Genomic DNA, 24,116 nt, shown 5'->3' with positions numbered 1-24,116 from the left:
TCAATGAAATGACGCTTCGCTGTACAAGATAGCTTGTTGATGCTGGGCTGTCTCATTCAGTGGAGAGCACTCTACGGCGCGCTAACTTACTCGCGCGTGATGCATACGTTCACATTGCGTTCACACACCGAGACGTCACCTGCGGACTCGCTGTGCCTTGATTTTTTCATGCTGCACTCCGTTTGCCTCCTTATAGGCCGGAGAATATTGACGGCGCATGCACCTATTTTAGGGAATGGTTACGCAGGCAAACCGCTCCCTTACGTACGAAAACTACAAATTTTGATAAAAGGTGAAAAATGACTCTTCGTTATTCGACTAATTAATCATATGAGCAAATGATCAACCCGCCTTATATTCATGCAATTGATACACAAATTCGCGATACCAGCTTTAAACATGCAATCCATGCACGCCATAAATACCTTAAAAATACTATAAAATTTGAGTTTAGATATGCATTTCAACAAGTTGGACCTTAATCTACTGGTCGCCTTGGACCATATGCTAGCTCTTCAGTCGGTCAGCCAAGCGGCAGAGCGCATGAATCTTACCCAATCTGCCATGTCAAACGCCTTGACAAGATTAAGAGGCTACTTCGACGACCCTCTCCTTGTTCAGGTAGGACGTCGAATGGAACTGACCCCCCGCGCGCAATCAATGAAGCACTCTGTACGCGATATTTTGGTACGTGTAGAGGCTACAGTATCGACAGATATCTTATTTGACCCGAGTCAATCTACCCGCAAATTTCGTATCATCCTATCGGATTTCGTCATGTCCACGTTGATCCCCAGGGTGCTAGAACTAATCGATATAAAGTCATCAGGTATTTCGTTCAGCTTTTTACCTCAGATTGAAACACCTCACTTAGCGATCGAAAAAGGCGATGCCGATCTGTTGGTGGCGCCTGAGCCACTCCTCTCGACCGAGCATCCTAATGAGCACCTTTTCAATGAAAGATACGTATGCATAACGTGTGCTCAAAGCCGGCATCATGGCCAGGAAATGAACCTGGCACGCTACTGCGGCGCACGCCATGTAAAGATGGTACCTTCGACTGGAGCTGCAACGTTTGAACAAAAGTGGGTTGAAAAACTGGGTATAGAACGCGACATCGCTTTAACCAGCTATACGTTTTCTTCGCTTCCTCACTTGATTATGGGCAGCGACCGTATTGCCACTGTGCACGAGCAACTTGCAGAGACTTATAAAGAATCATTACCCATAGATATTCACCCTCTTCCCTTCGACATTCCTATGCTTGAAGAACGTATTCAGTGGCATGCCTATCGTGATCAGGATCCCGGTATTCAATGGTTAGTAGAAATGATGAGGCGAGCAGCAAAGGAGCTTCTTTAACCTATCGTCGCTTTCCTGAGGGGGCCATAAAATGATGATTGCCAAGGCATACCGTTATCGGTCAGCACTACTGTCAGGATATTAAAGGGACTCTTCTCTTCCACCCGCTTAATGAACGCCCGTGCATCTTTCATGGGCTGGCTGTGCCCGACTTTCCGATACACCCAGCACCCTGAACGATCAGTAGCCACGTACAGGTGTTTCTACTGCTCGGCAGGCATCTGGGGGAGGTGCTTGGATGACGAAGGGCGCATGATCGGCTCTACGATTCACGTCAATTTCGAGAATCGTTCGGTGCTTGACGAGTGGATCGACCAGGATCCCTATACCCTGGGACGAGTATGGGAAACCTTCGATATCCTCCAAGTACGCCTCGTGCCGGTCGACGCTTGAACGTACTTCTCTAAAACGCCACCGCCCCGTCGACATCGAGCCGACGGGGCGGTGAGAGCGCTATCGTAAAGCAGCGCTATGATTTACGCTCGGCGTTTACTGGCCGCCTTTGAACTCGTCAAGGCCGTAGCTGCGCTCCATTTCGCGCTGGTCACCATCGAAGCCGCTGACGTCGACCGAGCCGTCCTCATCGAGGTCGATATCTTCGAAGCGGTCAAAACCGTCCTGGCTTGCGCGGTCGAGCACGCTGTTGAGCTGCTGCGCGTCCAGTCCCCAGGGCGCGACCTGGGTTGCGGTGGACGACTCGTGCATGACCTCACCGCTTTCGCCATTGAGCGTCAGCTCAAACGCTTGGCCATCGGCATCCCAGCCTTCGACTTCAAACTCCATCGTGCCGCGCTCTTCGTCGATCTGTAGCTCACGAAACGATGCAACACCGGCGCTTTCGGCTTGCTGGATCATGTCGGCAAACGCGGCCTGGTCGAGCGCTTCCTGATAGTCGTTCTGGTCGGCCATGGCGGCTTGGCCGAGACCCAGCGTGGCGGCGGCGGTAATAGCGATGGCGATTGCTGTCTTTTTCATGGTGATCATCCTTTTCAATGAAATGACGCTTCGCTGTACAAGATGCCTGTTGGTGCAGGGCTGTCTCATCCAGTGGTGATCACTCTACGGCGCACTACCTTACTCGAGCGTGATGCAGACGTTCATATTTTGTTCACACTCCGCAACCTGGATTTCCCCTTCGCCACGCATGTGCGCAGGTCCCTGACAGCGGCGTTCATGCCTTGCAGAATTAAAGATCGTCGGTTACGGGTCGATTTAATGGGCCGGGGGCATTTCACTTTTCTTACAGGTTACCGAGCGCTCAATGACCGAAAACGCATCGACACCTTTCAGGAATGACGCGCACTACGCTGCCGCTACCCGGGGCGCCTCGCGGGTATTCATTGGTGTCATCTGCGCACTGTTTCTGGCAGCGGGAGCAACGCTCGTTTATCTGGCGCTTTCCCTGGATGCTCATCAGGTGCGCCAAAGCGAAGCCTACGCCGCAAGAGCGCTCCAGAGCCGCGAGGACAAGACCGGCACGGCACTGGCGGACTACGCGTTCTGGCTCGACGCCTATCGCTATACCCAGGATACCATCGATACGAACTGGACCTTCGAGCGCGACAATATCGGCCCGTCGCTCTTTGAGACGTACGGCCTGGAAGGCGTTTTCATTGTGGGGCCAACGGGCGCAACGCGCTACGCCGTTGTCAACGGCGCCCGCAGCGATGTCACCGCCCGCGACTGGATCACGGGCGATTTGGTAGCGCTGCTTGACCGCGCTCAAACGGCCTCGCTGGAAGATGATATTTCCTACGCCTACTTTTCGGTCAACGGCACTCCCGCCATTACCTACGCCGCCGTCATCCGGCCGGACAGCACTTATCAACAGTTCGATCAGCTCTCCTACCTGGTGTTCGTCGATATATTGGGCAAGGCCGACCTTCTGGAGCTCGCGCAGGATTTCAACCTGCGCGAGCTGGCGGCGGTACCGGGTATCACTCGGGCGCCCTCCCCCTCGCTGGCGCTTCAAAGAGGGATCGGCGAAGGTGTCACCTTTCAATGGAAAAGCGAAGCGATGGGCCGCTCGGTTCTGGTTCGCTTTTTGCCAATGCTGTTGCTGCTGGGCGTTCTGACCACGCTGCTGATCGTGCGCCTGCGTCGACGCGTTCATCAGGCGAGCGAAAAAATAGAGCGGGCGCAGCACGAATTGCGTATCAGTGAGCAGCGGTTCAAGAACATCTCCGAGGCGTCATCGGACTGGATCTGGGAAACCGACGCCCAACAAACGCTGACCTATCTCTCCGAGCGCTTTGCGCAACTCACTGGCCTTGCGTGCCACGACTGGATTGGCCGCCCCTTGGGTGACCTGCTCGGCCACGACCCTGCCAGGCTTGCCTCTGCGGCGAAACACGGCAACGCGCCTGGACGCAAGCCGATAGCCTGTGACCTGCGCGACAGCCAGGGCCAGCGGCGCCATTGCCAACTCTTCGCCTGTGAAGTGCGCGAGGCGCAGCGGCTTCAGGGCTATCAGGGCACCGTGTGCGACATCACCCCAGAAATCGAGGCGAGAGCCCACATCGAGCACATCAGTCATCACGATGCGCTGACCGGACTGGCGAACCGCCACTACCTACATGACTATCTCGATCACTGCCCTGGCATCAGTGCAAGCGCCAGCCAGCCGATGTTCCTGTTTGCCCTGGACCTTGACCGCTTCAAACCGGTCAACGACACGTTCGGTCACGCTGCCGGCGATACCGTGCTCAAGGAGGTAGCCCGCGCTATCCGCCGCTGCACTCGTGAAAACGATTTCATCGCACGTCAGGGGGGCGACGAGTTCGTCATCGTGGCCCCCGATTGCCATACGAAGGAGCACGCCGAGCGTCTGTGTCAGCGCCTGATCGAGCAGATCAACCAATCGATTAGCCTCGGCGACAGCGAGGTCAACATAGGCACCAGTATCGGCGTTGTCGCCGCCCCGGAACATGGCTCCAGCGCCGAGGAGCTCTTACGCTACGCCGATATTGCGCTTTACGAGGCAAAAGCAGGCGGCCGTAACCGCTTCTGCTTTTTTGAGCCGACGATGACTGAGCGTCTTATGGAGCGCCGGCAGCTGGAAATCGATATGCGTCAGGCGCTTTGCCGGGGCGAGTTTCGCATCGTTTTCCAGCCGCGGTACGACGCGCTCTCGCAAGCGGTGTTGGGCGCCGAGGCGCTGGTGCGCTGGGCGCACCCGACCCGCGAGCTGCTGAGCCCCGCCTGTTTTATTCCTTTAGCCGAAGAGACTGGATTCATCTTCGAGCTCAGTGATTGGGTGCTGCGAGAAGCCTGCCAAAATGCCCTATCCTGGGAAGAGGCGCTGATCGTGTCGGTGAATCTCTCCGCCGTGGAGTTTCAGCGCTCGGATCTGGTCGAGCGTATCGATCGCGTGCTCAGGGAAACCGGCATCGCGGCACACCGACTGGAGCTTGAGATCACTGAAAACGTCATGCTCGAGGACGCTACGTCCGCGCTGACCACCATGCTCGAGCTCAAGGCGCTTGGGGTACGGCTGTCGATGGACGACTTCGGCACCGGCTACTCTTCGCTGAGCTACCTGCGCCGCTACCCTTTCGACGGCATCAAGATCGATCGCAGCTTCATCATGGGGCTGGATCAGTCGCAGAGCAGCCAGGCCATCGTGGACGCCATCATCAGCATGGGCCACGCGCTCTCCCTGACCGTGACGGCGGAAGGGATCGAAACCGCCGAGCAGCTGGGCCGGTTGACGGCGCTCACTTGCGACCAGGCACAGGGCTTCTACCTGGCCAAGCCCATGTCACCAGAAAGTTTTCAGCGCCTTCTCACAACGCCGACCAACCCGTAATGTAACCACCGCCGCCAGCACGGGTTTATCTCTTTAGCCACGCGAGCGAGGGGCCGCACCCGTTTGTCTTGCGCACCAATGTTTTAACGCTCAACGCCGTCAAACGGGTAAGATGAGCGCATGCGCTCGCCTCTCTCTTGCTGGCGCAGCGTATCGGCATCTTTTTCCCGTTTGGGGCACAAGGAGCGTGGCTCGCTATGGTTCGACATCGCACACTGCTCGAGAGCGTTCTGCTCCTGATCCCCCGACTTGCGGCCTTCGCCTGGCGGGTGCTCACGCACTTTTTGCACAACCGCGGCATCCTGCTGGCCGGCGGCGTGGGCTACAACATCCTGCTTTCCATCGTGCCACTTTTCGCCCTGCTGGGCGTGATGCTGACCCGCGTGGTGGACGAGCAGCATCTGCTCAACGTGCTCTCGGTGCAGGCACGCCACTTGGCCCCAGCGCACGCCGAGGTGGTGATGGACGCGGTACGCGGGCTACTGGATTCGCGCGATGTCATCAGCATTCTGAGCTTTCCGATTCTGCTGCTTTTAAGCTCGTTTGCCTTTCGCATGCTCGAAGACGCGCTGGCGCTGATCTTTCACACCTCGGAAACCCCACAGCGGCGCCTCTGGGTATCGGTGCTGCTGCCCTACGCCTTCATGCTGGTACTCGGCGCGGGGCTATTGGCGCTCACGCTGGTCGTCACGCTGATCAGCTCGCTCAATACGCTGGCGCTGGCGCTCTTTGCTCAGCAACTGCCGCTGGCCGGTCTCTCCGGGCCAGTGCTCAACCTGATCAGCTTTTTTGGGGTGTTTCTGCTCTTCAGCGCCGTCTACAAGATTCTACCGGTGGTCAAGATCGCCCTAAAGCGCGCGATCATCGGCGGCTTCGTCGCCGCGCTTTTGTGGGAAGGGGTCCGGCTCTTGCTGGTCTACTACTTCGCGCATCTATCCTTCGTCAACGCCATCTACGGCTCGCTGGCCGCGCTCATCATCGTGCTGCTGAGTCTGGAGGTTGGCGCCATTATCTTGCTACTCGGCGCGCAGGTGATTGCCGAGCTCGAGCGTAACTCGCGGCTGGGGCTCAAGTGGTATCTGGACCCGGATCGGACGGCGATTAGTCGGGTGGAGTGAGAAAGGAGTACAAAAAAGCCCACGACAACGTCGTGGGCTTTTTTTGGGATTCTGGCGCGCCCGGCAGGATTTGAACCTGCGACCCTCGGCTTCGGAGGCCGATACTCTATCCAACTGAGCTACGGGCGCGTAGGGGGCGTATCCTACCTGTGTGGGCGGGCGCTGTCCAGCGGCGGGCGGTTTTAGACGGGGGTCGCATTGCCGCCCGAGGCGCCCTGGGGCATGCTGAACGGGCACGCTTTTCGCAACCCATCGGGAACCCAATAACATGAAAAAATTCACGCTGAGCACGCTGACCCTTGCGGTCTCTCTGGCGGCGGCGGGCAGCGCCCACGCCAATGATTTCGACGACATGGACCCGGTCACGCTGCGCCTGGCCCACGTGGTCAACGAGCAGGACGGCTTTCACATGGCCGCGACCAAATTCGAGGAGCTGGTAGAGGAGCGCACGGGCGGCAAGGTCGATATCGAGATCTACCCCAACGCGAGCCTCGGTGACGAGCGCACGCTGCTCGAAGGCATGCAGATCGGCACGGTCGATATGGGTGTGATCACCAACGGGCCGGTGGCCAACTTCGTCGAGGAGATGGCGGTATTCGAGCTGCCCTTCCTCTTCCCCTCCCCCGAGGCCGCCTACCGCGTGCTGGACGGTGAAATCGGTCAGGAGCTTCTGGATAAGCTCGCGGACGTGAACCTGAAGGGACTGGCCTATGCCGAGCGTGGCTTTCGCAACCTGACCAACAGCGAGCGCGCGGTGAATACACCGGACGATATGGACGGGCTGCGCATCCGCGTGATGGAGAACCCGGTCTACACCGACACCTTCCGGGCGCTGGGCGCCAACGCGGTGCCGATGGCCTGGACCGAGGCACTCACCGCCATGCAGCAGGGCACCATCGACGGGCAGGAAAATCCGGTCAACGTGATCCACTCCTTCAACCTGGAGGAGACCCAGAACTACATGACGCTGTCGCGCCACACCTACGCGCCGGCGATCTTCGTGATGGGCCTGCCCGCCTGGAACCAGCTCCCGGAAGCGGCTCAAACGGTATTGGAAGGCGCCGCTCAGGAAGCTGCGGAGTACGAGCGCGCGCTCAACGCCGACATGGAAGCCGAGCAGCTCGCCTCGCTCAAGGAGTCCGGCATGCAGATCAATGAATCGCCGGATATCGAGGCCTTCCAGAGCGCCGTCGAGCCGATCTACGAGCAGTACGGCGAACGCTTTGGTGACTACCTGCCGCGTATTCGCGAGGCGATCGCCCAGTAGGCGTTTTCGCCAGCGTCACAAAAAAAGGCCACCGTCGCGGTGGCCTTGTCGGCTCCAAGCGCCTCGAGGCGATCAGGCCAGAACCTTGCCCGGGTTCAAAAGCCCCTTCGGATCCAGCGCGAGTTTCATACGCTTCATCAGCGCGATCTCTTCCGGCGTGCGGGAGATGCTCAGGTAATCGCGCTTCTCGAGCCCGACGCCGTGCTCGGCGGAGATCGAGCCGCTGTACTGGCTGAGCGTGCCGTAAACGATCTCTTCTACCGCGCGGCGGCTGTGCGGGCTCGGGTCGCGCACGGTGATCATGATGTGCAGGTTGCCATCGCCCAGATGACCAAAGACCACGATTTTAGCAACGCCCGGCCACTGCGCCTCGAGCTTCTCCTCGAGGGTGGTGACGTAGGCGTCCATGTGTGCGATCGGCAGACTGATGTCATAGGAGAACATCGGGTTCAGCTCGTATACCAGCGTCTCGATGTCTTCACGAATATCCCAGATGCCTTGGCGCTGGGTGCTGGAGTTCGCCAGCACCGCGTCCGTGATCAGCTCCTCTTCCAGCGCCTTCTCGAGCACCGCGGCGAAGGCCTCGGCGTCCTTCTCTTCATCAGCGCCAAGGGTTTCGATGATGGCGTAGAAGGGCGAGTCGCCGGCGAGAATCTCCGCGTGTTTGGTGGCCTCGCTGGTCATTAGCGCGTAGTGGTTGTTCCACAGCGCCTCGAACGCGCTCAGGCTGTTGGCAAGCTCTTTTGAGGCGAACTGCAAAAGCCGCGTGAGCGCCTCAAACGACGGCACCGCGACCAGCGCGGTCTGCTCGCTGGGCATTTTGGGCTGCAGGCGCAGCACCGCGCGGGTGACGATGCCAAGGGTGCCTTCGCTGCCGATAAAGAGCTGCTTCAAATCATACCCGGCGTTGTTCTTGAGCATGGTATTCATCGAGCTGACCACGGTGCCATCGCTGAGCACCGCTTCAAGGCCCAATACCTGCTGGCGCATCATGCCGTAGCGAATCACGCGGATACCGCCGGCGTTGGTGGCGATGTTGCCGCCAATCGTGCAGGAGCCGCGCGCGCCGAGATCCAGCGGGAATTGCATGTCGATATCGTCGGCGGCTTCCTGCACGCGCTGCAGGGTCGCGCCAGCCTGCACGCGCATGGTCGAGCCCACCGCGTCGACCTCCTCGATCTGGTTCATCAGCTCGAGCGAAACCACGAGCTCGTTGGGGCTGGCGACGGCCCCATGCACGACGCCGGTCAGGCCGCCGTGGGTCACCACCGCCTGTTTGGCCGAATGACACGCCGCCATCACCTGGCTGAGCTGCTGCGTCGTCTGCGGCCGAATGATCGCCATGGCCTCGCAGGGGGCCTTGGTGAACCAGTCGACGCTTCGCTGGGCGACGTCGTCTCCCAGCAGAATGCCTTTTTTACCGACGATGTTTTCAAGCTCGTTAATCAGCGTGTTCATGATCTCTACCTGTCGAGCGAGGCCTGAAAAGCCGGCCCGCCTGTTTTAATTTAGCCAAAGCGAATGCAACGTTATCCTGTCATCGCCTCCCGCGAAAGCATTGATGACGTGTGCGGGGCCATGAAGGCTACCGCCAACGCCATGTTGGCTCAAGCGCCAGCCGCCTCCGCATGGTCTGGCGCCGTTATGATAAAGTGCCCCGGCAAAAATGCCCTCCAACGATTAAAACAGCGCTCTCAAGGAGTTCACGTGGAACACGCCCCCTCTCGTCTCACGCCCCGTCTGCTCGTTCTGGCTGCCGCCGGCCTGTTCGGCATCGCCACCGCCAGCGCCGATATTCCCTCAACCTCTCTGCGCCTGGCCCACGTGGTGAATAGCGACGACACCTACCACCTCGCCGCCACGCGCTTTCAGGAAATTCTGGATGAGCAGAGCGACGGCGCGGTCAGCGTGGAGATTTTCCCCAACGCGAGCCTCGGCGACGAGCGCACGCTGTTGGAAGGCATGCAGATCGGCACCGTGGACATGGGCGTGATCACCAATGGCCCGGTGGCCAACTTCGTCGACGAGTTTTCGGTGTTCGAACTGCCGTTTCTGTTCCCCACCGCCAACGAGGCGTATGACGTACTCGACGGCGAGATCGGCCAGGAGATTCTCGACAAGCTCGAAGGCGTGAACCTCAAGGGGCTGGCGTTTGCCGAGCGCGGCTTTCGTAATATCACCAATAGCCGCAACCCGATCAACGAGCCGGCGGATCTGGACGGGCTGCGCCTGCGCGTGATCGAAAACGAAGTCTACGTGGACACCTTTCGCACCCTGGGCGCCAACGCCGTGCCGATGGCCTGGACCGAAGCGCTGACCGCACTTCAGCAGGGCACCATCGATGGCCAGGAGAACCCGGTCAACGCCATCTACGCCTTTGACTTGGCCGAGACTCAGGATTATCTCACCATGACGCGTCACATCTACGCCCCGGCGCTGTTTGTGATGAGCCTGCCCAAGTGGAGCGCGCTGCCCGACGAGGTGCAGACGCTGGTGCAGGACGCCGCCCGTGAGGCGTCCGCCTACGCGCGCGCGCAAAACGCCGAGGCTGAAGCCGAGCAGCTCACAGCGCTGCGCGAAGCCGGCATGGAGATCAATGAGTCACCGGATATCGACGCCTTCCGCGAGGCCGTAGCGCCGGTGTACGAGCGCTACGGCGATCGGTTCGGCGACTACCTGCCGCGCATTCAGGCCGCCCTCGAGTAAGCCGCCATGTCCTCAAGACCGCTATCGACTTCGTTGCTCTCGTTGCTTGACCCCGTGGTGAGCGTTCTGCGGGCCATCGAGCGCGGCCTGGACGCCGTGCTCAAGCCCGTGGTGTTTCTCGGCATGGCCGCGCTGATCGTCGTGATCACGCTGCAGATCGTTTCCCGGGTGTTCTTCACCGCGGCGGGCTGGACCGAAGAGGTCGCCCGCTTTCTGCTGATCTGGATCACCTTTCTCGCCGGCACGCTGGCGTTTCAGCGCGGCCACCATATCGCCGTCACCTTCGCCGTCGACGCCCTGCCGCTCACGCTACGCCGGGTGGCGCGCTTTCTCGCCGTGCTGGCGGTGATCGCTTTCATGATCACGCTGATCGTGATCGGCTACCGCTACATGCAGGTGCAGAGCTTTCAAAAATCCGCTTCGCTTCGCGTGCCGATGTCGTATGTCTACGCGGTGATGCCGGTCAGCGCGGCGCTCATGGCCTGGTACGCGCTGGTGGATCTTTTCGAAATCGTACTCGAGGGCGAGCCGCGAAAACCGATGGGAGAGCAGACACCATGACGCTTCTTCTCTTCGGGCTCTTCTTTCTCCTCATGCTGCTGGGCGTGCCGATCGCCTTCGCCATCGGCGCAAGCTCGCTCTACGCGCTCTACCAGGGCGGCGTGCCGCTGATGGTAGTCACCCAGCAGATGTTCCAGGGCATCAACTCGTTTGCGCTGGTCGCCATTCCGATGTTCATTCTGGCCGGCGATTTGATGGCCCAGGGGCGGGTGAGCGAGCGGCTGGTGAGCTTCGCCGACTCGCTGGTGGGTTTTCTGCGCGGCGGGCTCTCGATCGTCTCGGTCATGGCAGGCATGTTTTTCGCCGCGATCTCGGGCTCCGGCGCGGCCACCACCGCGGCGGTGGGGTCGAGTCTCGTGCCGGAACTCAAGCGCAAGGGGTATGAGCCGGCCTCCGCAGCGAGTTTGATCGCGGCGAGCGGCACCATCGGTGTGGTCATACCACCGTCGGTGCCGATGATCATCTACGCGGTGATCGCCCAGCAGTCGGTGTCCGAGCTGTTCTTGAGCGGCTTTCTACCGGGTTTGGCGATGGGGGTGGGGCTGATGGCGATCGCCCTGGTGCAGGCTTACAAGCGCCAGTACCCCAAGGGTACGTCGCTGTCGCCTGCCACCATCTGGCGCACCTTCAAGTCCGCCAGCTGGGGGCTGATGACCCCGGTGATCATTCTGGGCGGTATCTTCACCGGGATCTTTACCCCCTCCGAGGCCGCCGTGGTAGCGGTGAACTACGCGCTGTTGGTGTCGCTATTCGTCTACCGCGATTTGAACGTGGCCCAGGCGTACCGGCTGTTGATCCGTTCGGCGATGACCACGGCGGTGATCATGCTGGTGATCGCCATGTCGGCAGTACTCAGTTGGACGCTATCGAGCTGGCAGGTGCCCGGCGCTATCGCCGAGTCGGTGCTGTCGCTCTCCACCAATCCGCTGGTAATCATGCTGCTGGTCGTTGCGGTGATTCTGCTCACCGGTGTGTTCATCGAAACCGCCAGCGCCTTGATCATTCTCACCCCGGTGCTGCTGCCGCTGGTGCTACAGCTCGGGATCGACCCGATCCACTTCGGGCTGATCATCGTGGTGGGGCTCTCGATCGGCATGATCACCCCGCCGGTGGCGATCAACCTGTACGTGGCGTCCTCGGTGACCCAGCTGCCGCTGGAGCGCATCACCCGCGCGATCATCCCCTATCTGCTGGGGCTGATCGGCGTGTTGCTGCTGGTGGTGTACGTGCCGATTTTCATGGGCTGGTCGGGAAACTGACCATGTCATATCGGCGCGTCGAGGGAGCCCACATGGGCTCCCTTTTTTATGTTTAAAAAGCGGCGACGGCGCTCAGGCGCCCTGGTCACCCTGCTGGCAGGATTTGCGAAATTGCCCCGGCGTGATGTCGAAGAGCTGATAAAAACAGTTGCGAAAATGCGAGATGCTGACGAAGCCCGTGGCCACCGCCACCTCCGCCAGCGGTTTGTTGGTCTGCTGTAGAAGCTGGCGCGCCCGGGTCAGGCGAAGCTCCATGTAGTAGCGTGACGGGCTTGCGCTGACGTAGATCGAGAACATGCGTTCGAGCTGGCGCCGGGAAATGTTCACCCAGTTACTGATCTCGGCAATCGAAAGGGGCTCTTCGATGTTGTTCTTCATCAGCTGCAGCGAGATCTTGAGCTTCTCCGGCAGGGTGTGGTTTTGATCGACTCGAAGTGTCGAGATATCCGGCGAGTCCAGCCCCTTGTCGCAGCTGAGCATCTCCTCGACAGCGCCGACGACCGCGTTACCGCAGTCGGAGCGAACCACTTCGAGCATCATACTCAGCGAGCTGCTGGCCCCGGCGCAGCTCAGCCGGTTCCGGTCGACGATAAAGCTGCGGCTGGTCACCGACACATCCCAGAACTGCTCCGCCATCATCGCCCGGCCGTCCGGATGATACGCACACTGATAGCCGCTCATCAGTCCCGCCTCGGCCAGAAAATAGGCGCCGTTCCAGAGCCCACCCAGAATTGCGCCGTGGCCGTCCGCGCTCTTGAGCCGGCTGCGTAAAAGCGCGTTGGACTGCGCCTTGACGCGCAGCCCACCGCAAACGATGACCACATCGACGTCCAGCGCAGCACTGTCGAAATCCGCAAGCGTCATATCCGTCGACACCTCGATGCCCAGATCAGACACCGTCGCCGCTCGCTCGCCCACCACCCGCACCTCGTAGAGCGTCGAGGACTTCATCAGGTTCGTGGTCACCAGCGCATCCACCGCGCCGGTAAACGCCATCATCGAAAAGTTTTCCAGCAGGATGAAAGCCACCCTTTTGCTTCTCGTGCTGCTTCTGGCGTTTTTATCGCCATGGATATAGGCCATATTTTTATTCTTTAATACACTCGAAAACCTGTCTTTCATCACGCCCCCAACATTCATTAAAACAACTTCTCAGGGAAAAGAAGTTTCAAGATAAAATAGCGTGGCAACGACTATCTTTATTATAGCGCCTAACTTCAAAGGCATTTGCTATCAACGACAAAATGCTTCCTTATTCTGAAACAATGCCAACTTGTTGCCTACAGAGCTCGGCGGGGCGCCTTCAGCTAATCCATGCAACAAAGGTACCAGAAAAATTTAAACGGCCGTTTATCATAAGCCTGAAAACGGTATGCATATAAACATCATGGCTTAACGAGCGTACACTGACACCTTCATTAAAAAAATCTTCGACATAGAAAAGGGTTTTTAATAAAACGCTACGTGTGGTTGTTGCTTTTTTCTGGCGTTAACAATATGGTCAAATTTTTCGGGCATTGACTTTACCACAATGTCGCCAATCAGTCTTTCCATGTCGCAAAAGGCAGTCTTCCTCCACGGTGGCTTGACTCAAGATGGAGTTTCCCTCCTACTGCTGGAAAGCATCAATATGAATAACTCCAAAGCTAAACCCTTCGCTCTTGGCACAACGGCTCTGCTTTCTCTAATGTTCGCCGCCAGTACACACGCCGATAATATCTCACTGAAATTCCATAGCGGGCTTGCGCAGTCGCGTCCTGAAGCCGCGCAAATCGATCGTTTTGCCGAGCTGGTCAGTGAAAAATCCGATGGTGAGCTCGAAATCGAGGTGTACCACGCCGGCGCGCTCGGCTTGAAAGAAGCGGACATGTTGAGGATTCTCCAGCAAGGCATGGTCGACATGGCGCTACTGTATGGCGAGTACTATACCCGTGATGCACCGGCGCTCTCCTCGGTGTACGCGCAGGGAGCCATCACCGAATCGTCACAGCACGATGAAATTCTCGACGTTATTCGCGAGCTTTACGAAGATGGCTTCGCTGACTGGAACATCGAGATCGTGGGTGGCGTGGTGGCTCCCATTTTTGACGTAGGCCTGCACTGTAAAGAGCCAGTACATACGCTTGAAGAGCTGCAGGACAAAAAGGTACGCGTGTGGTCTCGGCACCTGGTCGATACCTTTGATATTTTAGGCATTTCCGCCCAGGTCATCCCGCAAAACGATATGTATATGGCGCTTCAGACCGGCGTCGTTGACTGCGCATATTATTTGTCCACCGTGGCGCCGACCGTATCACTTCAAGAAGTCACCGAGTACGAATCCTACCTGCATCCATGGGCGGCCTCTCCCTGGCTTTTCGGTATTAGCGAGCGCGCTCTATCGCGCTTGAATGACAATCAGCGCCAGGCACTGGAAGAAGCCGGCGAAGAGATCTGGAACGAAACCCGCGCTACCGCGGTAGACCCGGAGCGTGAAGCACAGGCGCGTCGGGAGCGTGAAGCGCTAGGCATCACCATGCTGCCGGACTTCTCCGACGAAGATGTTCAAACGTTTGTCGATGCCGCCTGGCAGGCGTGGCAAGCCATGGCTGAAAACGCGGGCGAAGACGGCACACGCTACTACAACACCGTCACCCAAGCGCTTTCCGAAGAGTAAAACGACCAGACCCACCGCCCAAAAGAGCCAATCCACATTGGCTCTTTTTTTGGAGCTACCCTGTGATGATCAAAAAAATCGACAGCCTGCTCGACAAGACGGCTTACGCCTCTTTCTTGCTGGGAGTCACCAGCGGCATCGTCATGACGCTGCTCATTTTCGTGAGCACCTTGATGCGCTACCTGGGCGGCCGCCCGTTGCGCTTCTCCGACGAGCTGGCGGGACTTTTATTTTTGACCCTGACCTTTTTGTGCCTGCCCTACGTGCTCAACAAGGGCCGTCATATACGTATCGAGATTCTTATCAACCTCATGCCGGCAGGCCTCGCCAGGGTCATGGACTTCGTCGCCGTCATGGTACTACTCACCTTTTGCGCCGTCTTCGCCATCGAATCCTGGAAGTTCATGGAATTCTCGTTTGCCATCAATTCGCGCACGGACATCAGCAGCATCCTGCTATGGCCCTGGATGGCCATCATGCCGTTCTCCATGGCGCTTTGTATCCTGATACAGCTAAGCCACGGCTTTAAACAGCCCGCCAGTAACATGGCCTCGACGGAGGATGCGATATGAGTTGGCTGCTTTTGAGTACGAGCCTGATTCTGTTTCTCACCAGCGGCGCGGTGCTGGGTGCTGCGCTGGGACTTACCGGCTTAGGATTGCTCTATTTTCAAGCCAACGGCGCCACGGCGCTGGCCATCAACGCAACCTGGAACATGCTGACGGATTTCACGCTTAGTGCCGTTCCGCTATTCATTTTTTTAGGCGAAATTCTGCTTGCCAGCGGCGTATCACGGCGCGTTTACAACGGCTTGACGCCACTTTTCGCTCGGGTACCGGGGCAGCTTTTACACACCAATATTGCGGTGTGTACGCTGTTTGGCGCGGTGAGCGGCTCGAGCACATCGACCGCGGCCGCTATCGGCGCCGTCGGCTACCCAGAGCTTAAAAGCCGTGGTTATAACCCAAGCGTCGTGGTGGGCACTCTGGCCGCCGGCGGCACGCTAGGGCTTTTGATTCCGCCAAGCCTTGCGCTGATTATCTATGGGGCCACGCAGAATGTTTCAATTGGCCAACTTTTTATCGCGGGCATGCTACCAGGGCTTCTCATCGCAGCCGCTTTCTCCACCTGGATCATCATTCGCTCTAAAATCGGTGAGCCGGTTACTCCTACGTTCAAGGAGAAGGTTTCACTTGGGCACGTCTTGAGTGGGGTCAAGGAGATATGGCCCCTGCCGTTGCTGATTTTCTTCGTGCTAGGCACCATCTACATGGGAATCGCCACGCCCACCGAGTCCGCTGCGCTCGGCGTCGTTGCGAGCATCGTGCTTGGGCTAACGTGGGGCGATTTGACCTTCAAGCGTCTCTGGCAGGCGTTCAAGCACGCCTCCATCATGTTCACCGCAATCGGCATGATTTTAATCGGTACGGTAATTCTGTCTCAGGCTGTTAGCATTTTGGGTATTCCGCGCGCCGCGGTCGAAACCATCGGCGGTTTCGGACTTGGGCCTTACGGCATACTGCTAATGATCGTCATCGTTTATATCGTGCTGGGATGCTTTTTCGACGGCATTTCACTGCTGTTGATGACGCTGCCCATTACCTTCCCCATGATCACAAGCCTGGGCTTCGACCCCATCTGGTTCGGCATCGTGGTGACGCTGCTTATCGAAATAGGCATGATCACGCCGCCCGTGGGTCTCAATCTGTTCGTGCTATCGTCGATTTCTAAAAACGAGGTGAATTTGACGGCGGCGGCCAAGGCATCGCTGCCCTACTGGCTCATTCTTCTGGGCGCCGTCGGGGTCTTTACCCTATTTCCGGGCATTATCCTTTGGGTAACGAACCTGTAATTGCAGTGCAGCTCGCCTCCCTCCAGGCGGGCCGTTTTTGTACGCTCGCCATGCAGGTTACGAACCTGGGGCGAGCTCCAGTGCCTCTCCCACCTCCATCACCTCGCCACAGCGGCTCGGGCGATAGCCGGGCAGGGCCTGTACGGCCTGCTGGAATGCTTCGCCGCTGAGTACCTCGAGAAAGCTTTGGAGCCGTGGCTCCTTCAGGGCGTGGTGGTGGCAGGCGAGCAGGTAGTCCTCCACCGCCAGCGGGATGAAATCGAGGCCGAACTTTTCGGCGCCGGCCTGTACGCCGAAGCCGACGTCGGCCATGCCGGCGGCCACGTAAGCGGCGACGGCGGAGTGGGTGAACTCCTCGACTTCGAAGCCGCGAATGGCGACGCTTGTCACCTCCGCCTCGCTCAGCAGGCAGTCGAGCAGCGAGCGCGTCCCGGAAGAGGCCTGGCGGTTGACGAAGCGCACGCCCTCAAACGCGAGCGATGCGACACCCTGAATGCCAAGCGGATTGCCCGGCGCCACCATTAACCCCTGGGTGCGGGCGATGAAGCCGATCACCCGATGCTCGCGAGGTTTCAGCAGGCCCTGGTAGGTGGCGCGAATGCGCTCGCCCACCGCCCCGCGGGGCAAATGAAAACCCGCCACGTCACAGCTGCCGCGGTTGAGCGCAGCGAGCGACTCCTGAGGACTGCAGTACTGCAAGTCCAGCGGCAGCGCCGTGAGGTGTTTCGGCAGAAGCTCGACGGCGAAGCCGTGGCTGGCATGCAGGCGCAGCACCGACACTTGGCCCTGCTGTTCGCGCGCGATGGCGAGATTCAGCTCCGAGCCGAGACTTTCGAGCTGCGGGCCCAGGCGCGCCACCGCGCGCTGCTCCGCCCATAGAAGCTTTTCACCCAGCGGCGTGAGCTGCGCGCCGCGCCCACGCTGCATCTCGACCAGCGCCACGCCGAAAAACGCACTTCCCTGGCGCAATAAGTTCCACGCGTGCCGGTATGAGATACCCACGTCCTCGGCGGCCTGGGTTAACTTACCCCGCCGGTAAACCGCGCCCAGAAGGCGAAGTAGCTGTAAATCCAGCTGGTTTCCCGCATCGTCACGAAAGCACCAGGTAGGAAGCACGGTGATTTTCTTCATTGGCAGCATCTTTCATATTTTGTCGTTATGGGCTTGATGCTAGCGTGACATTGACCGTGGTGCACGCCTTTTAAAATCGATTTCAAATAAGCATCAGCGTGCATATTGATAACAAACAATCCGTACCGGGAGAGACACGATGAAGCCGTCTCCAGAATGGTCGTCGGCGTCGATTCAAGCCGAGATCGACGCGCTCAAACACAAGCCCGGCGCGCTGCTGCCGATTCTTCACGCCCTGCAGGACCGCTTCGGCTTCATCCCGACCGATGCGATCCCCCTGATCGCCGCCTCGCTCCAGCAGACCCGCGCTGAAATCCACGGCGTCATCAGCTTTTACCACCACTTTCGCACCACCCCGCCGGGGCGCCACGTGCTGCAGATCTGCCGTGCCGAGGCGTGCCAGTCCGTCGGCGCGCGCGCGCTTGAGGCTCACGCCAAGTCCCGTTTGGGCGTGGACTACCACCAGACCACGCCGGACCGTGAAATCACGTTAGAGGCCGTTTACTGCCTCGGCAACTGCGCCTGCGGGCCCTCGATCAGCGTCGATGGCCAGGTCCGCGGTCGCGTGACCCAGGACGCCTTCGACGAGCTTGTCGATGAGCTGCAAACCCGGCCTTTGGAGATCAGCGCATGAGCATCCGCGTTTTCGTTCCCCGCGACACCACCGCGCTTTCCCTGGGCGCCGACACCGTTGCGCGCCGTCTGGAGCGTGAAGCCGCCGCCCGCCACGAAGGCATCGATATCGTGCGTAACGGCTCCCGCGGGCTTTTCTGGCTCGAGCCGATGGTCGAGGTCGAAACACCGAAAGGCCGCGTCGCTTATGGCCCGGTCACGCCCGCCGATGTGCCCAGCCTGCTCGACAGCGGCCTGCTCGAAGGCTGCGTCAGCCACCCGCTGGCGCTCGGCCCGGTGGATGACATCGACTATCTCGCCCGCCAGCAGCGCCTGACCTTTGCGCGCATCGGCGTGACCGACCCGCTGTCGATTGACGACTACCGCGACCACCGGGGTTTTGCCGGGCTCGAGGCGGCGCTTTCGCTTTCGCCCCAGGCCATCGTCGATGAAGTGAAGGCCTCCGGGCTTCGCGGGCGCGGCGGCGCGGCGTTTCCCACCGGCATCAAGTGGCAAACGGTGCTCGACGCGCCTTCTGATCAAAAATACATCGTCTGCAACGCCGACGAGGGTGACTCCGGCACCTTCGCCGACCGGCTGGCGATGGAGTGCGACCCCTACATGCTGATCGAAGGCATGACGATTGCCGGGCTCGCGGTGGGCGCAACCCAGGGCTATATCTATCTGCGCTCGGAGTACCCGCTGGCGAAAGAGATCCTTGATGAGGCGATCGAGCGCGCCGAGGTAGCGGGGTATCTGGGCGATAACATCCGCGAAAGCGGGCGCGCCTTTCATCTGGAAGTGCGCCTGGGCGCCGGCGCCTATATTTGCGGCGAAGAGACGTCGCTGCTGGAAAGCCTCGAAGGCAAGCGGGGCCTGGTGCGCTTCAAGCCACCGTTGCCCGCCATCGAGGGTCTGTTTGGCCGGCCCACCGTGGTCAACAACGTGCTGTCACTTGCCGCAGTGCCGCTCATTCTGGCCGAAGGCGGCCAGGCCTATGCCGATTACGGCATGGGCCGCTCGCGCGGGACGCTGGCGCTGCAACTGGCGGGCAACGTCAAGCGCGGCGGATTAATCGAGCTTGCCTTTGGCACGACGCTTCGCACCTTGATGGAGGAGTTTGGCGGCGGCACGTTGAGCGGGCGGCCGCTTCGCGCGGTGCAGGTGGGCGGGCCGCTGTGCGCCTACCTGCCCGAAAGCCAGTGGGACATGCCGCTCGACTACGAAACCTTCGCCGAGGTCGGCGCGGGGGTGGGCCACGGCGGCGTGGTGATGTTCGACGATAGCGTCGACATGGCCGAGCAGGCGCGCTTTTCGATGGAGTTCTGCAAGGAAGAGTCCTGCGGCAAGTGCACGCCGTGCCGCATCGGCTCGACCCGCGGCGTGGAGGTGATCGACCGCATTCGCAAGGGCGAGAACCGCGACGCCAACCTCGCGCTGCTCGGTGATCTTTGCGAGACGATGGTGGACGGCTCGCTCTGCGCCATGGGCGGCATGACCCCCTTCCCGGTACAGAGCGCGCTCAAGCACTTTTCCGAAGACTTCCAGCGTCCGGCCAGCGGAGAACACTCATGATTGAACATTTCGATCCACGGCGTCAGGCCAACAGCGTCGATTTCAGCAAAGACTATGGCACTCCCGCCGCCCGCCCGGGCGCGGCCTCGGTCAACGTCGAAATCGACGGCATCACCCTGAGCGTGCCGGAAGGCACCTCCGTACTGCGCGCCGCCGCCCTTGCCGATATCAGCATTCCCAAACTCTGCGCCACCGACAGCCTCGAGGCCTTTGGCTCCTGCCGGCTCTGCGCCGTCGAGATCGAAGGCCGCCGGGGCCTGCCGGCCTCCTGCACCACGCCGGTGGTTCAGGGCATGAAGGTCACGACGCAAAACGAGCGCCTGGCGAAGCTTCGTCGGGGCGTGATGGAGCTCTACATCTCCGATCACCCGCTGGATTGTCTGACCTGCTCCGCCAACGGCGACTGCGAGCTGCAGGACATGGCGGGCAGCGTCGGGCTTCGCGAAGTGCGCTACGGTTTTGAAGGCGAGAACCACCTCGACAAGCCAAAGGACACCTCCAACCCCTACTTCACGTTTGACCCGAGCAAGTGCATCGTCTGCTCGCGCTGCGTGCGCGCCTGCGACGAGGTGCAGGGCACTTTCGCGCTGACCATCGACGGGCGCGGCTTCGATTCCAAGGTTTCCGCCGGCCAGGACGAGGCGTTCATGGACTCGGACTGCGTCTCCTGCGGCGCCTGCGTGCAGGCCTGCCCGACCGCCACGCTGATGGATAACAGCGTGATCGACCATGGCGTACCGGATCGCAGCGTCGTCACCACCTGCGCCTACTGCGGCGTGGGCTGCTCCTTCGAGGCCCAAATGAAGGGCGACAAGCTCGTGCGCATGGTGCCTTACAAGGGCGGTGACGCCAACCACGGCCACTCCTGCGTGAAGGGGCGCTTCGCCTTCGGCTACGCCTCTCACCCGGACCGGCTGACCACGCCGATGATTCGCGATTCCATCGACCAGCCCTGGCGCGAAGCGAGCTGGGAAGAGGCGATCAGCTTCGCCGCCAAACGCCTGAAAGCGATTCAGGCGGAGCATGGCCGCGAAAGCATCGGCGGTATTACCTCCTCGCGCTGCACCAACGAGGAAACCTATCTGGTGCAGAAGCTGATCCGCGCGGCGTTCGGCAACAACAATACCGACACCTGCGCCCGGGTCTGCCACTCGCCCACCGGCTACGGCCTGAAAACCACGCTAGGCGAATCTGCGGGTACCCAGACGTTTGATTCGGTGATGAAGTCCGATGCGATCATCGTGATCGGCGCCAACCCCACCGATGCCCACCCGGTGTTCGGCTCGATGATGCGTAAGCGCCTGCGCCAGGGCGCGAAGCTGATCGTCGCCGACCCGCGCCGCATCGATCTGCTGAAAACGCCGCACCTGAAAGAGGCCCAGCACCTGCCGCTGCGCCCGGGTACCAACGTGGCGCTGGTCAACGCCTTGGCCCACGTGGTGATTACCGAAGGCCTGGAAGACAAGGACTTCGTCGCCAAGCGCTGCGATACCGATGCCTACCAGAGCTGGCGCGCGTTCATCAGTGAAGAGCGCCACTCGCCCGAGGCGTCTGAGCCCATCACCGGCGTGCCCGCTGACGCCGTCCGTCAGGCGGCGCGCACCTACGCAACCGTTCCCAACGGCGCGATCTACTACGGCCTGGGTGTGACCGAACATAGCCAGGGCTCGACCATGGTCATGGGCATCGCGAACCTGGCGCTCGCCACCGGCAACATTGGCCGCGAAGGCGTGGGCGTGAACCCGCTGCGCGGCCAGAACAACGTGCAGGGCTCCTGCGATATGGGCTCCTTCCCTCATGAGCTTCCGGGCTACCAGCACGTGGCGGACCCCAACGCCCGCGGCCGTTTCGAGGCCAAATGGGGCGTGCAGCTTGACGATGAGCCGGGGCTGCGCATTCCCAACATGTTCGACGCGGCGATCGAGGGCACCTTCAAGGCGCTCTACGTGCAAGGCGAGGACATCGCCCAGTCCGACCCCAACACCCAGCACGTCGAAGCCGCCCTGCGCTCGCTGGACTGCCTGATCGTGCAGGATATTTTCCTCAACGAAACCGCCAAGTTCGCCCACGTGCTGCTGCCGGGCTCGAGTTTTCTGGAGAAGGACGGCACCTTCACCAACGCCGAGCGGCGCATCAACCGCGTGCGCAAGGTGACCCCGCCGGTGGCCGGCAAGCAGGACTGGGAAGTGACTCAGGATCTCGCCAACGCCTTGGGCTACCCGATGAACTACGCCCACCCGTCCGAGATCATGGACGAGATCGCAGCGCTTGCGCCGAGCTTTGCCGGGGTGAGCTACGAAAAACTCGAGCAGTACGGCAGCCTCCAGTGGCCCTGCAACGACGAAAACCCGCAAGGCATGCCGACCATGCACGCGCTCAACTTCCCGATCGGGCTTGGCCGCTTTGCGATCACCGAGTACGTGGCTACCGAAGAGCGCGCCAACCGCCGCTTCCCGCTGCTGCTGACCACCGGGCGGATTTTGAGCCAGTACAACGTGGGTGCGCAGACGCGGCGCACGCACAACCAGCACTGGCACAACGAGGACGTGCTGGAGCTGCACCCGAGTGACGCCGAGCTTCGCGGCGTGAGCGACGGCGACTGGCTCGGCATCACCAGCCGCTCGGGCCAGACGGTGCTGCGCGCGCGCATTAGCGAGCGCATGCAGCCTGGCGTGGTTTACACCACCTTCCACCACCCGGGCAGCGGTGCTAACGTGATCACCACCGACAACTCGGACTGGGCCACCAACTGCCCGGAATACAAGGTGACCGCCGTGCAGGTAGAAAAAGTCAGCCAGCCCTCCGCCTGGCAGCAGCGCTTCAACGCCTTCGATCAGACTCAGAAGCGCCATCTGGCGAAGGCGCAGCAGGAGGCGCCGTGAACGCTACCGAGCGCGAAGAGCAGGCGCTGGCGCGCCTGCCGGTCGAGGTGCGTCGCCACCAAAGCGGCTGGCAGGCTGATGTGGATGAAGACGCGCTGGCCGAAGAAGTGCCGGTTGCGCTGATCTACAACGGCATCTCCCACGCGGTGATGATGGCAAGCCCGAGCGACCTAATGGATCTGGCGCTCGGTTTTAGCCTGACCGAGGGCATCATTGCCCACTCGCACGAGTGCTACGACTGGGAAGTAAAAGAGGAGGAGAACGGCCTGGCCGTTCACCTGACGATTGCCACCGAGCGCCTGATGGCGCTCAAGGAGCGTCGGCGCAGCATGACCGGGCGCACCGGCTGCGGGCTCTGTGGCACCGAGGCGCTCGATCAGGCGATCCGCCCAATCCCCGAGGTCCGCGCGCCGGCCCTTACGGATGCCGCCATCGCCCGTGCGCTCGACGCCTTCTCCGCCCATCAGCCGCTGAAAGCCGCCACCGGCGCGGTGCATGGTGCGGCCTGGTGCAGCCTGGAGGGAGAGATTCTTCATGTGCGCGAAGACGTGGGCCGCCACAACGCGTTGGACAAACTGATCGGCGCGCTGGCGCGCGAGAAAGCGGCACTCGACAACGGTTTCGTGCTGGTCTCCAGCCGGGCCAGCTATGAAATGGTGCACAAGTGCGCCAGCGCCGGCATCGGCGCGCTGGTGGCGGTTTCCGCAGCCACGGCGCTCGCCGTGCGCCAGGCCCAGGCGGCGAAGCTGCTGCTCGTGGGCTTCGCCCGCCGCCACCGCCACGTGATCTATCACCGCCCGAGCGCGGCACCTTCCAAGGGAGCAACGTTATGTCGAACAACGACGACAACCTGATTCACATGGTCAACCAGATCGCCGCCAACCTGAGCGGCGGGCGTGATGACGACACCGCGGCCAGCGCCACCTGCCGTCACCTTGAAACCTTCTGGGCGCGGACGATGAAAAAGCGCCTGGCTGAGCGCGTGCAGGGTGACGCGACGGGCTTTTCGCCGGTGGCCAGGCAGGCAGCAATGCTGCTCGCCGAGCGGCTAAGCGAGCGCCAGGCCAGCTGAAGATGAGCGCTGTCAAAAAAACCTTAAAGCGTGCGTTTGCCCTTTCATAACCGCTGGTTAACCAATCAAGCAGGCTACAAACGGTGTAAAACGCCTCTTATTAACCTGAGTTAAGGCGATTGAGAGGCGCGAGGTTCACTGTGGTGGCCTTGAGGCCAAAAACGGCCCGCTTGGACACGGACGTGCCGCACCGTTTGGGCTGCTCTGACCATTTAACCGCCTGGCCAGGGCAGCCATTTTATTGCCTGTACGCCG

Annotated in this window: 20 protein-coding genes, 1 tRNA gene and 1 pseudogene; 17 read left to right on the top strand and 5 right to left on the bottom strand. The window is 60.4% G+C overall.

Going from position 1 to position 24,116, the window contains the following annotated elements; genetic code table 11:
- Positions 1–456: 456 nt before the first annotated feature.
- The 3 genes and pseudogenes from RN346_RS17045 to RN346_RS01440 all read left to right on the top strand — a co-directional run.
- Positions 457–597 (top strand): annotated as a pseudogene (locus RN346_RS17045) (LysR family transcriptional regulator); the annotation flags it as partial.
- A 36-nt stretch (positions 598–633) separates the two neighbouring features.
- Positions 634–1,362: a LysR substrate-binding domain-containing protein gene (locus RN346_RS01450; protein ID WP_311961917.1), complete on the top strand. Its 729-nt coding sequence runs from the start codon at positions 634–636 to the stop codon at positions 1,360–1,362.
- Positions 1,363–1,614: 252 nt separating this feature from the next.
- Positions 1,615–1,755: a hypothetical protein gene (locus tag RN346_RS01440; protein WP_263585393.1), complete on the top strand. Its 141-nt coding sequence runs from the start codon at positions 1,615–1,617 to the stop codon at positions 1,753–1,755.
- A 96-nt stretch (positions 1,756–1,851) separates the two neighbouring features.
- On the opposite strand, the gene RN346_RS01435 is transcribed toward RN346_RS01440, so the two are convergent.
- A complete protein-coding gene (locus tag RN346_RS01435) occupies positions 1,852–2,337 on the bottom strand; it encodes a PepSY domain-containing protein (protein ID WP_263585394.1) in 486 nt (161 codons plus the stop codon).
- A 286-nt stretch (positions 2,338–2,623) separates the two neighbouring features.
- On the opposite strand from RN346_RS01435, the gene RN346_RS01430 reads away from it, so the two are divergent.
- Together RN346_RS01430 and RN346_RS01425 are read left to right on the top strand one after the other, a co-directional pair.
- Positions 2,624–5,170 (top strand): EAL domain-containing protein, encoded by a 2,547-nt coding sequence (locus RN346_RS01430; protein WP_311961916.1) that lies wholly within the window; start codon positions 2,624–2,626, stop codon positions 5,168–5,170.
- A 197-nt stretch (positions 5,171–5,367) separates the two neighbouring features.
- Positions 5,368–6,288: a YihY/virulence factor BrkB family protein gene (locus RN346_RS01425; protein WP_311961915.1), complete on the top strand. Its 921-nt coding sequence runs from the start codon at positions 5,368–5,370 to the stop codon at positions 6,286–6,288.
- 52 nt (positions 6,289–6,340) lie between these two features.
- Here the strand turns inward: RN346_RS01425 and RN346_RS01420 are convergent.
- Positions 6,341–6,417, bottom strand: a tRNA-Arg gene (locus tag RN346_RS01420).
- Positions 6,418–6,556: 139 nt separating this feature from the next.
- On the opposite strand from RN346_RS01420, the gene RN346_RS01415 reads away from it, so the two are divergent.
- Positions 6,557–7,555: a TRAP transporter substrate-binding protein gene (locus RN346_RS01415; protein WP_311959540.1), complete on the top strand. Its 999-nt coding sequence runs from the start codon at positions 6,557–6,559 to the stop codon at positions 7,553–7,555.
- A gap of 72 nt (positions 7,556–7,627) precedes the next feature.
- Here RN346_RS01415 and RN346_RS01410 read toward each other — a convergent pair whose 3' ends face one another.
- Positions 7,628–9,013 (bottom strand): FAD-binding oxidoreductase, encoded by a 1,386-nt coding sequence (locus RN346_RS01410; protein ID WP_263585398.1) that lies wholly within the window; start codon positions 9,011–9,013, stop codon positions 7,628–7,630.
- Positions 9,014–9,262: 249 nt separating this feature from the next.
- On the opposite strand from RN346_RS01410, the gene RN346_RS01405 reads away from it, so the two are divergent.
- From RN346_RS01405 to RN346_RS01395, 3 genes are read left to right on the top strand one after another with little or no spacing between them, the layout of a single operon-like run.
- Entirely contained in the window at positions 9,263–10,261 is a 999-nt protein-coding gene (locus RN346_RS01405) for a TRAP transporter substrate-binding protein (protein ID WP_409335778.1), read from the top strand.
- Between the two features lie 6 nt (positions 10,262–10,267).
- Positions 10,268–10,822, top strand: a complete 555-nt coding sequence (locus tag RN346_RS01400; protein ID WP_311961914.1) for a TRAP transporter small permease — start codon at positions 10,268–10,270, stop codon at positions 10,820–10,822.
- Positions 10,819–12,081 carry a TRAP transporter large permease gene (locus RN346_RS01395; RefSeq protein ID WP_311961913.1) on the top strand — a complete coding sequence of 421 codons (1,263 nt, stop codon included), beginning with the start codon at positions 10,819–10,821 and terminating at the stop codon, positions 12,079–12,081. Before RN346_RS01400 ends, RN346_RS01395 begins: the two co-directional genes overlap by 4 nt.
- 72 nt (positions 12,082–12,153) lie before the next feature.
- Here RN346_RS01395 and RN346_RS01390 read toward each other — a convergent pair whose 3' ends face one another.
- A complete protein-coding gene (locus RN346_RS01390) occupies positions 12,154–13,110 on the bottom strand; it encodes a GlxA family transcriptional regulator (protein ID WP_311961912.1) in 957 nt (318 codons plus the stop codon).
- 523 nt (positions 13,111–13,633) lie between these two features.
- Between RN346_RS01390 and dctP the strand changes: the two genes are divergently transcribed.
- The 3 genes from dctP to RN346_RS01375 all read left to right on the top strand — a co-directional run bounded on the left by dctP (position 13,634) and on the right by RN346_RS01375 (position 16,589).
- Entirely contained in the window at positions 13,634–14,737 is a 1,104-nt protein-coding gene (gene dctP, locus RN346_RS01385; protein ID WP_311961911.1) for a TRAP transporter substrate-binding protein DctP, read from the top strand.
- A gap of 65 nt (positions 14,738–14,802) precedes the next feature.
- Positions 14,803–15,309: a TRAP transporter small permease gene (locus RN346_RS01380; protein WP_311962737.1), complete on the top strand. Its 507-nt coding sequence runs from the start codon at positions 14,803–14,805 to the stop codon at positions 15,307–15,309.
- The gene (locus RN346_RS01375; protein WP_311961910.1) at positions 15,306–16,589 is read left to right on the top strand and encodes a TRAP transporter large permease; all 1,284 of its coding nucleotides are present in this window, start codon (positions 15,306–15,308) and stop codon (positions 16,587–16,589) included. Before RN346_RS01380 ends, RN346_RS01375 begins: the two co-directional genes overlap by 4 nt.
- 57 nt (positions 16,590–16,646) lie before the next feature.
- On the opposite strand, the gene RN346_RS01370 is transcribed toward RN346_RS01375, so the two are convergent.
- Entirely contained in the window at positions 16,647–17,720 is a 1,074-nt protein-coding gene (locus RN346_RS01370; RefSeq protein WP_311961909.1) for a substrate-binding domain-containing protein, read from the bottom strand.
- 139 nt (positions 17,721–17,859) lie between these two features.
- On the opposite strand from RN346_RS01370, the gene RN346_RS01365 reads away from it, so the two are divergent.
- Genes RN346_RS01365 through RN346_RS01345 form a run of 5 tightly spaced genes read left to right on the top strand, consistent with a single transcriptional unit; the run spans position 17,860 to position 23,861 of the window.
- Positions 17,860–18,354, top strand: a complete 495-nt coding sequence (locus RN346_RS01365) for a formate dehydrogenase subunit gamma (protein ID WP_311961908.1) — start codon at positions 17,860–17,862, stop codon at positions 18,352–18,354.
- Positions 18,351–19,907, top strand: coding sequence for an NADH-ubiquinone oxidoreductase-F iron-sulfur binding region domain-containing protein (locus RN346_RS01360; protein ID WP_311961907.1), 1,557 nt, complete (start codon positions 18,351–18,353; stop codon positions 19,905–19,907). Before RN346_RS01365 ends, RN346_RS01360 begins: the two co-directional genes overlap by 4 nt.
- Positions 19,904–22,789 (top strand): formate dehydrogenase subunit alpha, encoded by a 2,886-nt coding sequence (gene fdhF / locus RN346_RS01355; protein ID WP_311961906.1) that lies wholly within the window; start codon positions 19,904–19,906, stop codon positions 22,787–22,789. The genes RN346_RS01360 and fdhF overlap by 4 nt, the downstream gene beginning before the upstream one ends.
- Positions 22,786–23,643: a formate dehydrogenase accessory sulfurtransferase FdhD gene (gene fdhD, locus RN346_RS01350; protein WP_311961905.1), complete on the top strand. Its 858-nt coding sequence runs from the start codon at positions 22,786–22,788 to the stop codon at positions 23,641–23,643. Before fdhF ends, fdhD begins: the two co-directional genes overlap by 4 nt.
- A complete protein-coding gene (locus tag RN346_RS01345) occupies positions 23,619–23,861 on the top strand; it encodes a formate dehydrogenase subunit delta (protein ID WP_311961904.1) in 243 nt (80 codons plus the stop codon). The genes fdhD and RN346_RS01345 overlap by 25 nt, the downstream gene beginning before the upstream one ends.
- Positions 23,862–24,116 lie beyond the last annotated feature (255 nt).

The sequence above is a fragment of the Halomonas sp. PAMB 3232 genome, assembly GCF_031954225.1.
Lineage (GTDB): Bacteria > Pseudomonadota > Gammaproteobacteria > Pseudomonadales > Halomonadaceae > Vreelandella.
This window is presented reverse-complemented; position numbering and strand designations above follow the sequence as displayed.

What these genes read in the sequence shown, in the direction of transcription:
- RN346_RS01450 (WP_311961917.1), top strand. Translation starts at nt 634, where the DNA reads ATGGAACTGACCCCCCGCGCGCAATCAATGAAGCACTCTGTACGCGAT.
- RN346_RS01440 (WP_263585393.1), top strand. Translation starts at nt 1,615, where the DNA reads ATGATCGGCTCTACGATTCACGTCAATTTCGAGAATCGTTCGGTGCTT.
- RN346_RS01435 (WP_263585394.1), bottom strand. Translation starts at nt 2,337, where the DNA reads ATGAAAAAGACAGCAATCGCCATCGCTATTACCGCCGCCGCCACGCTG.
- RN346_RS01430 (WP_311961916.1), top strand. Translation starts at nt 2,624, where the DNA reads ATGACCGAAAACGCATCGACACCTTTCAGGAATGACGCGCACTACGCT.
- RN346_RS01425 (WP_311961915.1), top strand. Translation starts at nt 5,368, where the DNA reads ATGGTTCGACATCGCACACTGCTCGAGAGCGTTCTGCTCCTGATCCCC.
- RN346_RS01415 (WP_311959540.1), top strand. Translation starts at nt 6,557, where the DNA reads ATGAAAAAATTCACGCTGAGCACGCTGACCCTTGCGGTCTCTCTGGCG.
- RN346_RS01410 (WP_263585398.1), bottom strand. Translation starts at nt 9,013, where the DNA reads ATGAACACGCTGATTAACGAGCTTGAAAACATCGTCGGTAAAAAAGGC.
- RN346_RS01400 (WP_311961914.1), top strand. Translation starts at nt 10,268, where the DNA reads ATGTCCTCAAGACCGCTATCGACTTCGTTGCTCTCGTTGCTTGACCCC.
- RN346_RS01395 (WP_311961913.1), top strand. Translation starts at nt 10,819, where the DNA reads ATGACGCTTCTTCTCTTCGGGCTCTTCTTTCTCCTCATGCTGCTGGGC.
- dctP (WP_311961911.1), top strand. Translation starts at nt 13,634, where the DNA reads ATGTCGCAAAAGGCAGTCTTCCTCCACGGTGGCTTGACTCAAGATGGA.
- RN346_RS01380 (WP_311962737.1), top strand. Translation starts at nt 14,803, where the DNA reads ATGATCAAAAAAATCGACAGCCTGCTCGACAAGACGGCTTACGCCTCT.
- RN346_RS01375 (WP_311961910.1), top strand. Translation starts at nt 15,306, where the DNA reads ATGAGTTGGCTGCTTTTGAGTACGAGCCTGATTCTGTTTCTCACCAGC.
- RN346_RS01370 (WP_311961909.1), bottom strand. Translation starts at nt 17,720, where the DNA reads ATGAAGAAAATCACCGTGCTTCCTACCTGGTGCTTTCGTGACGATGCG.
- RN346_RS01365 (WP_311961908.1), top strand. Translation starts at nt 17,860, where the DNA reads ATGAAGCCGTCTCCAGAATGGTCGTCGGCGTCGATTCAAGCCGAGATC.
- RN346_RS01360 (WP_311961907.1), top strand. Translation starts at nt 18,351, where the DNA reads ATGAGCATCCGCGTTTTCGTTCCCCGCGACACCACCGCGCTTTCCCTG.
- fdhF (WP_311961906.1), top strand. Translation starts at nt 19,904, where the DNA reads ATGATTGAACATTTCGATCCACGGCGTCAGGCCAACAGCGTCGATTTC.
- RN346_RS01345 (WP_311961904.1), top strand. Translation starts at nt 23,619, where the DNA reads ATGTCGAACAACGACGACAACCTGATTCACATGGTCAACCAGATCGCC.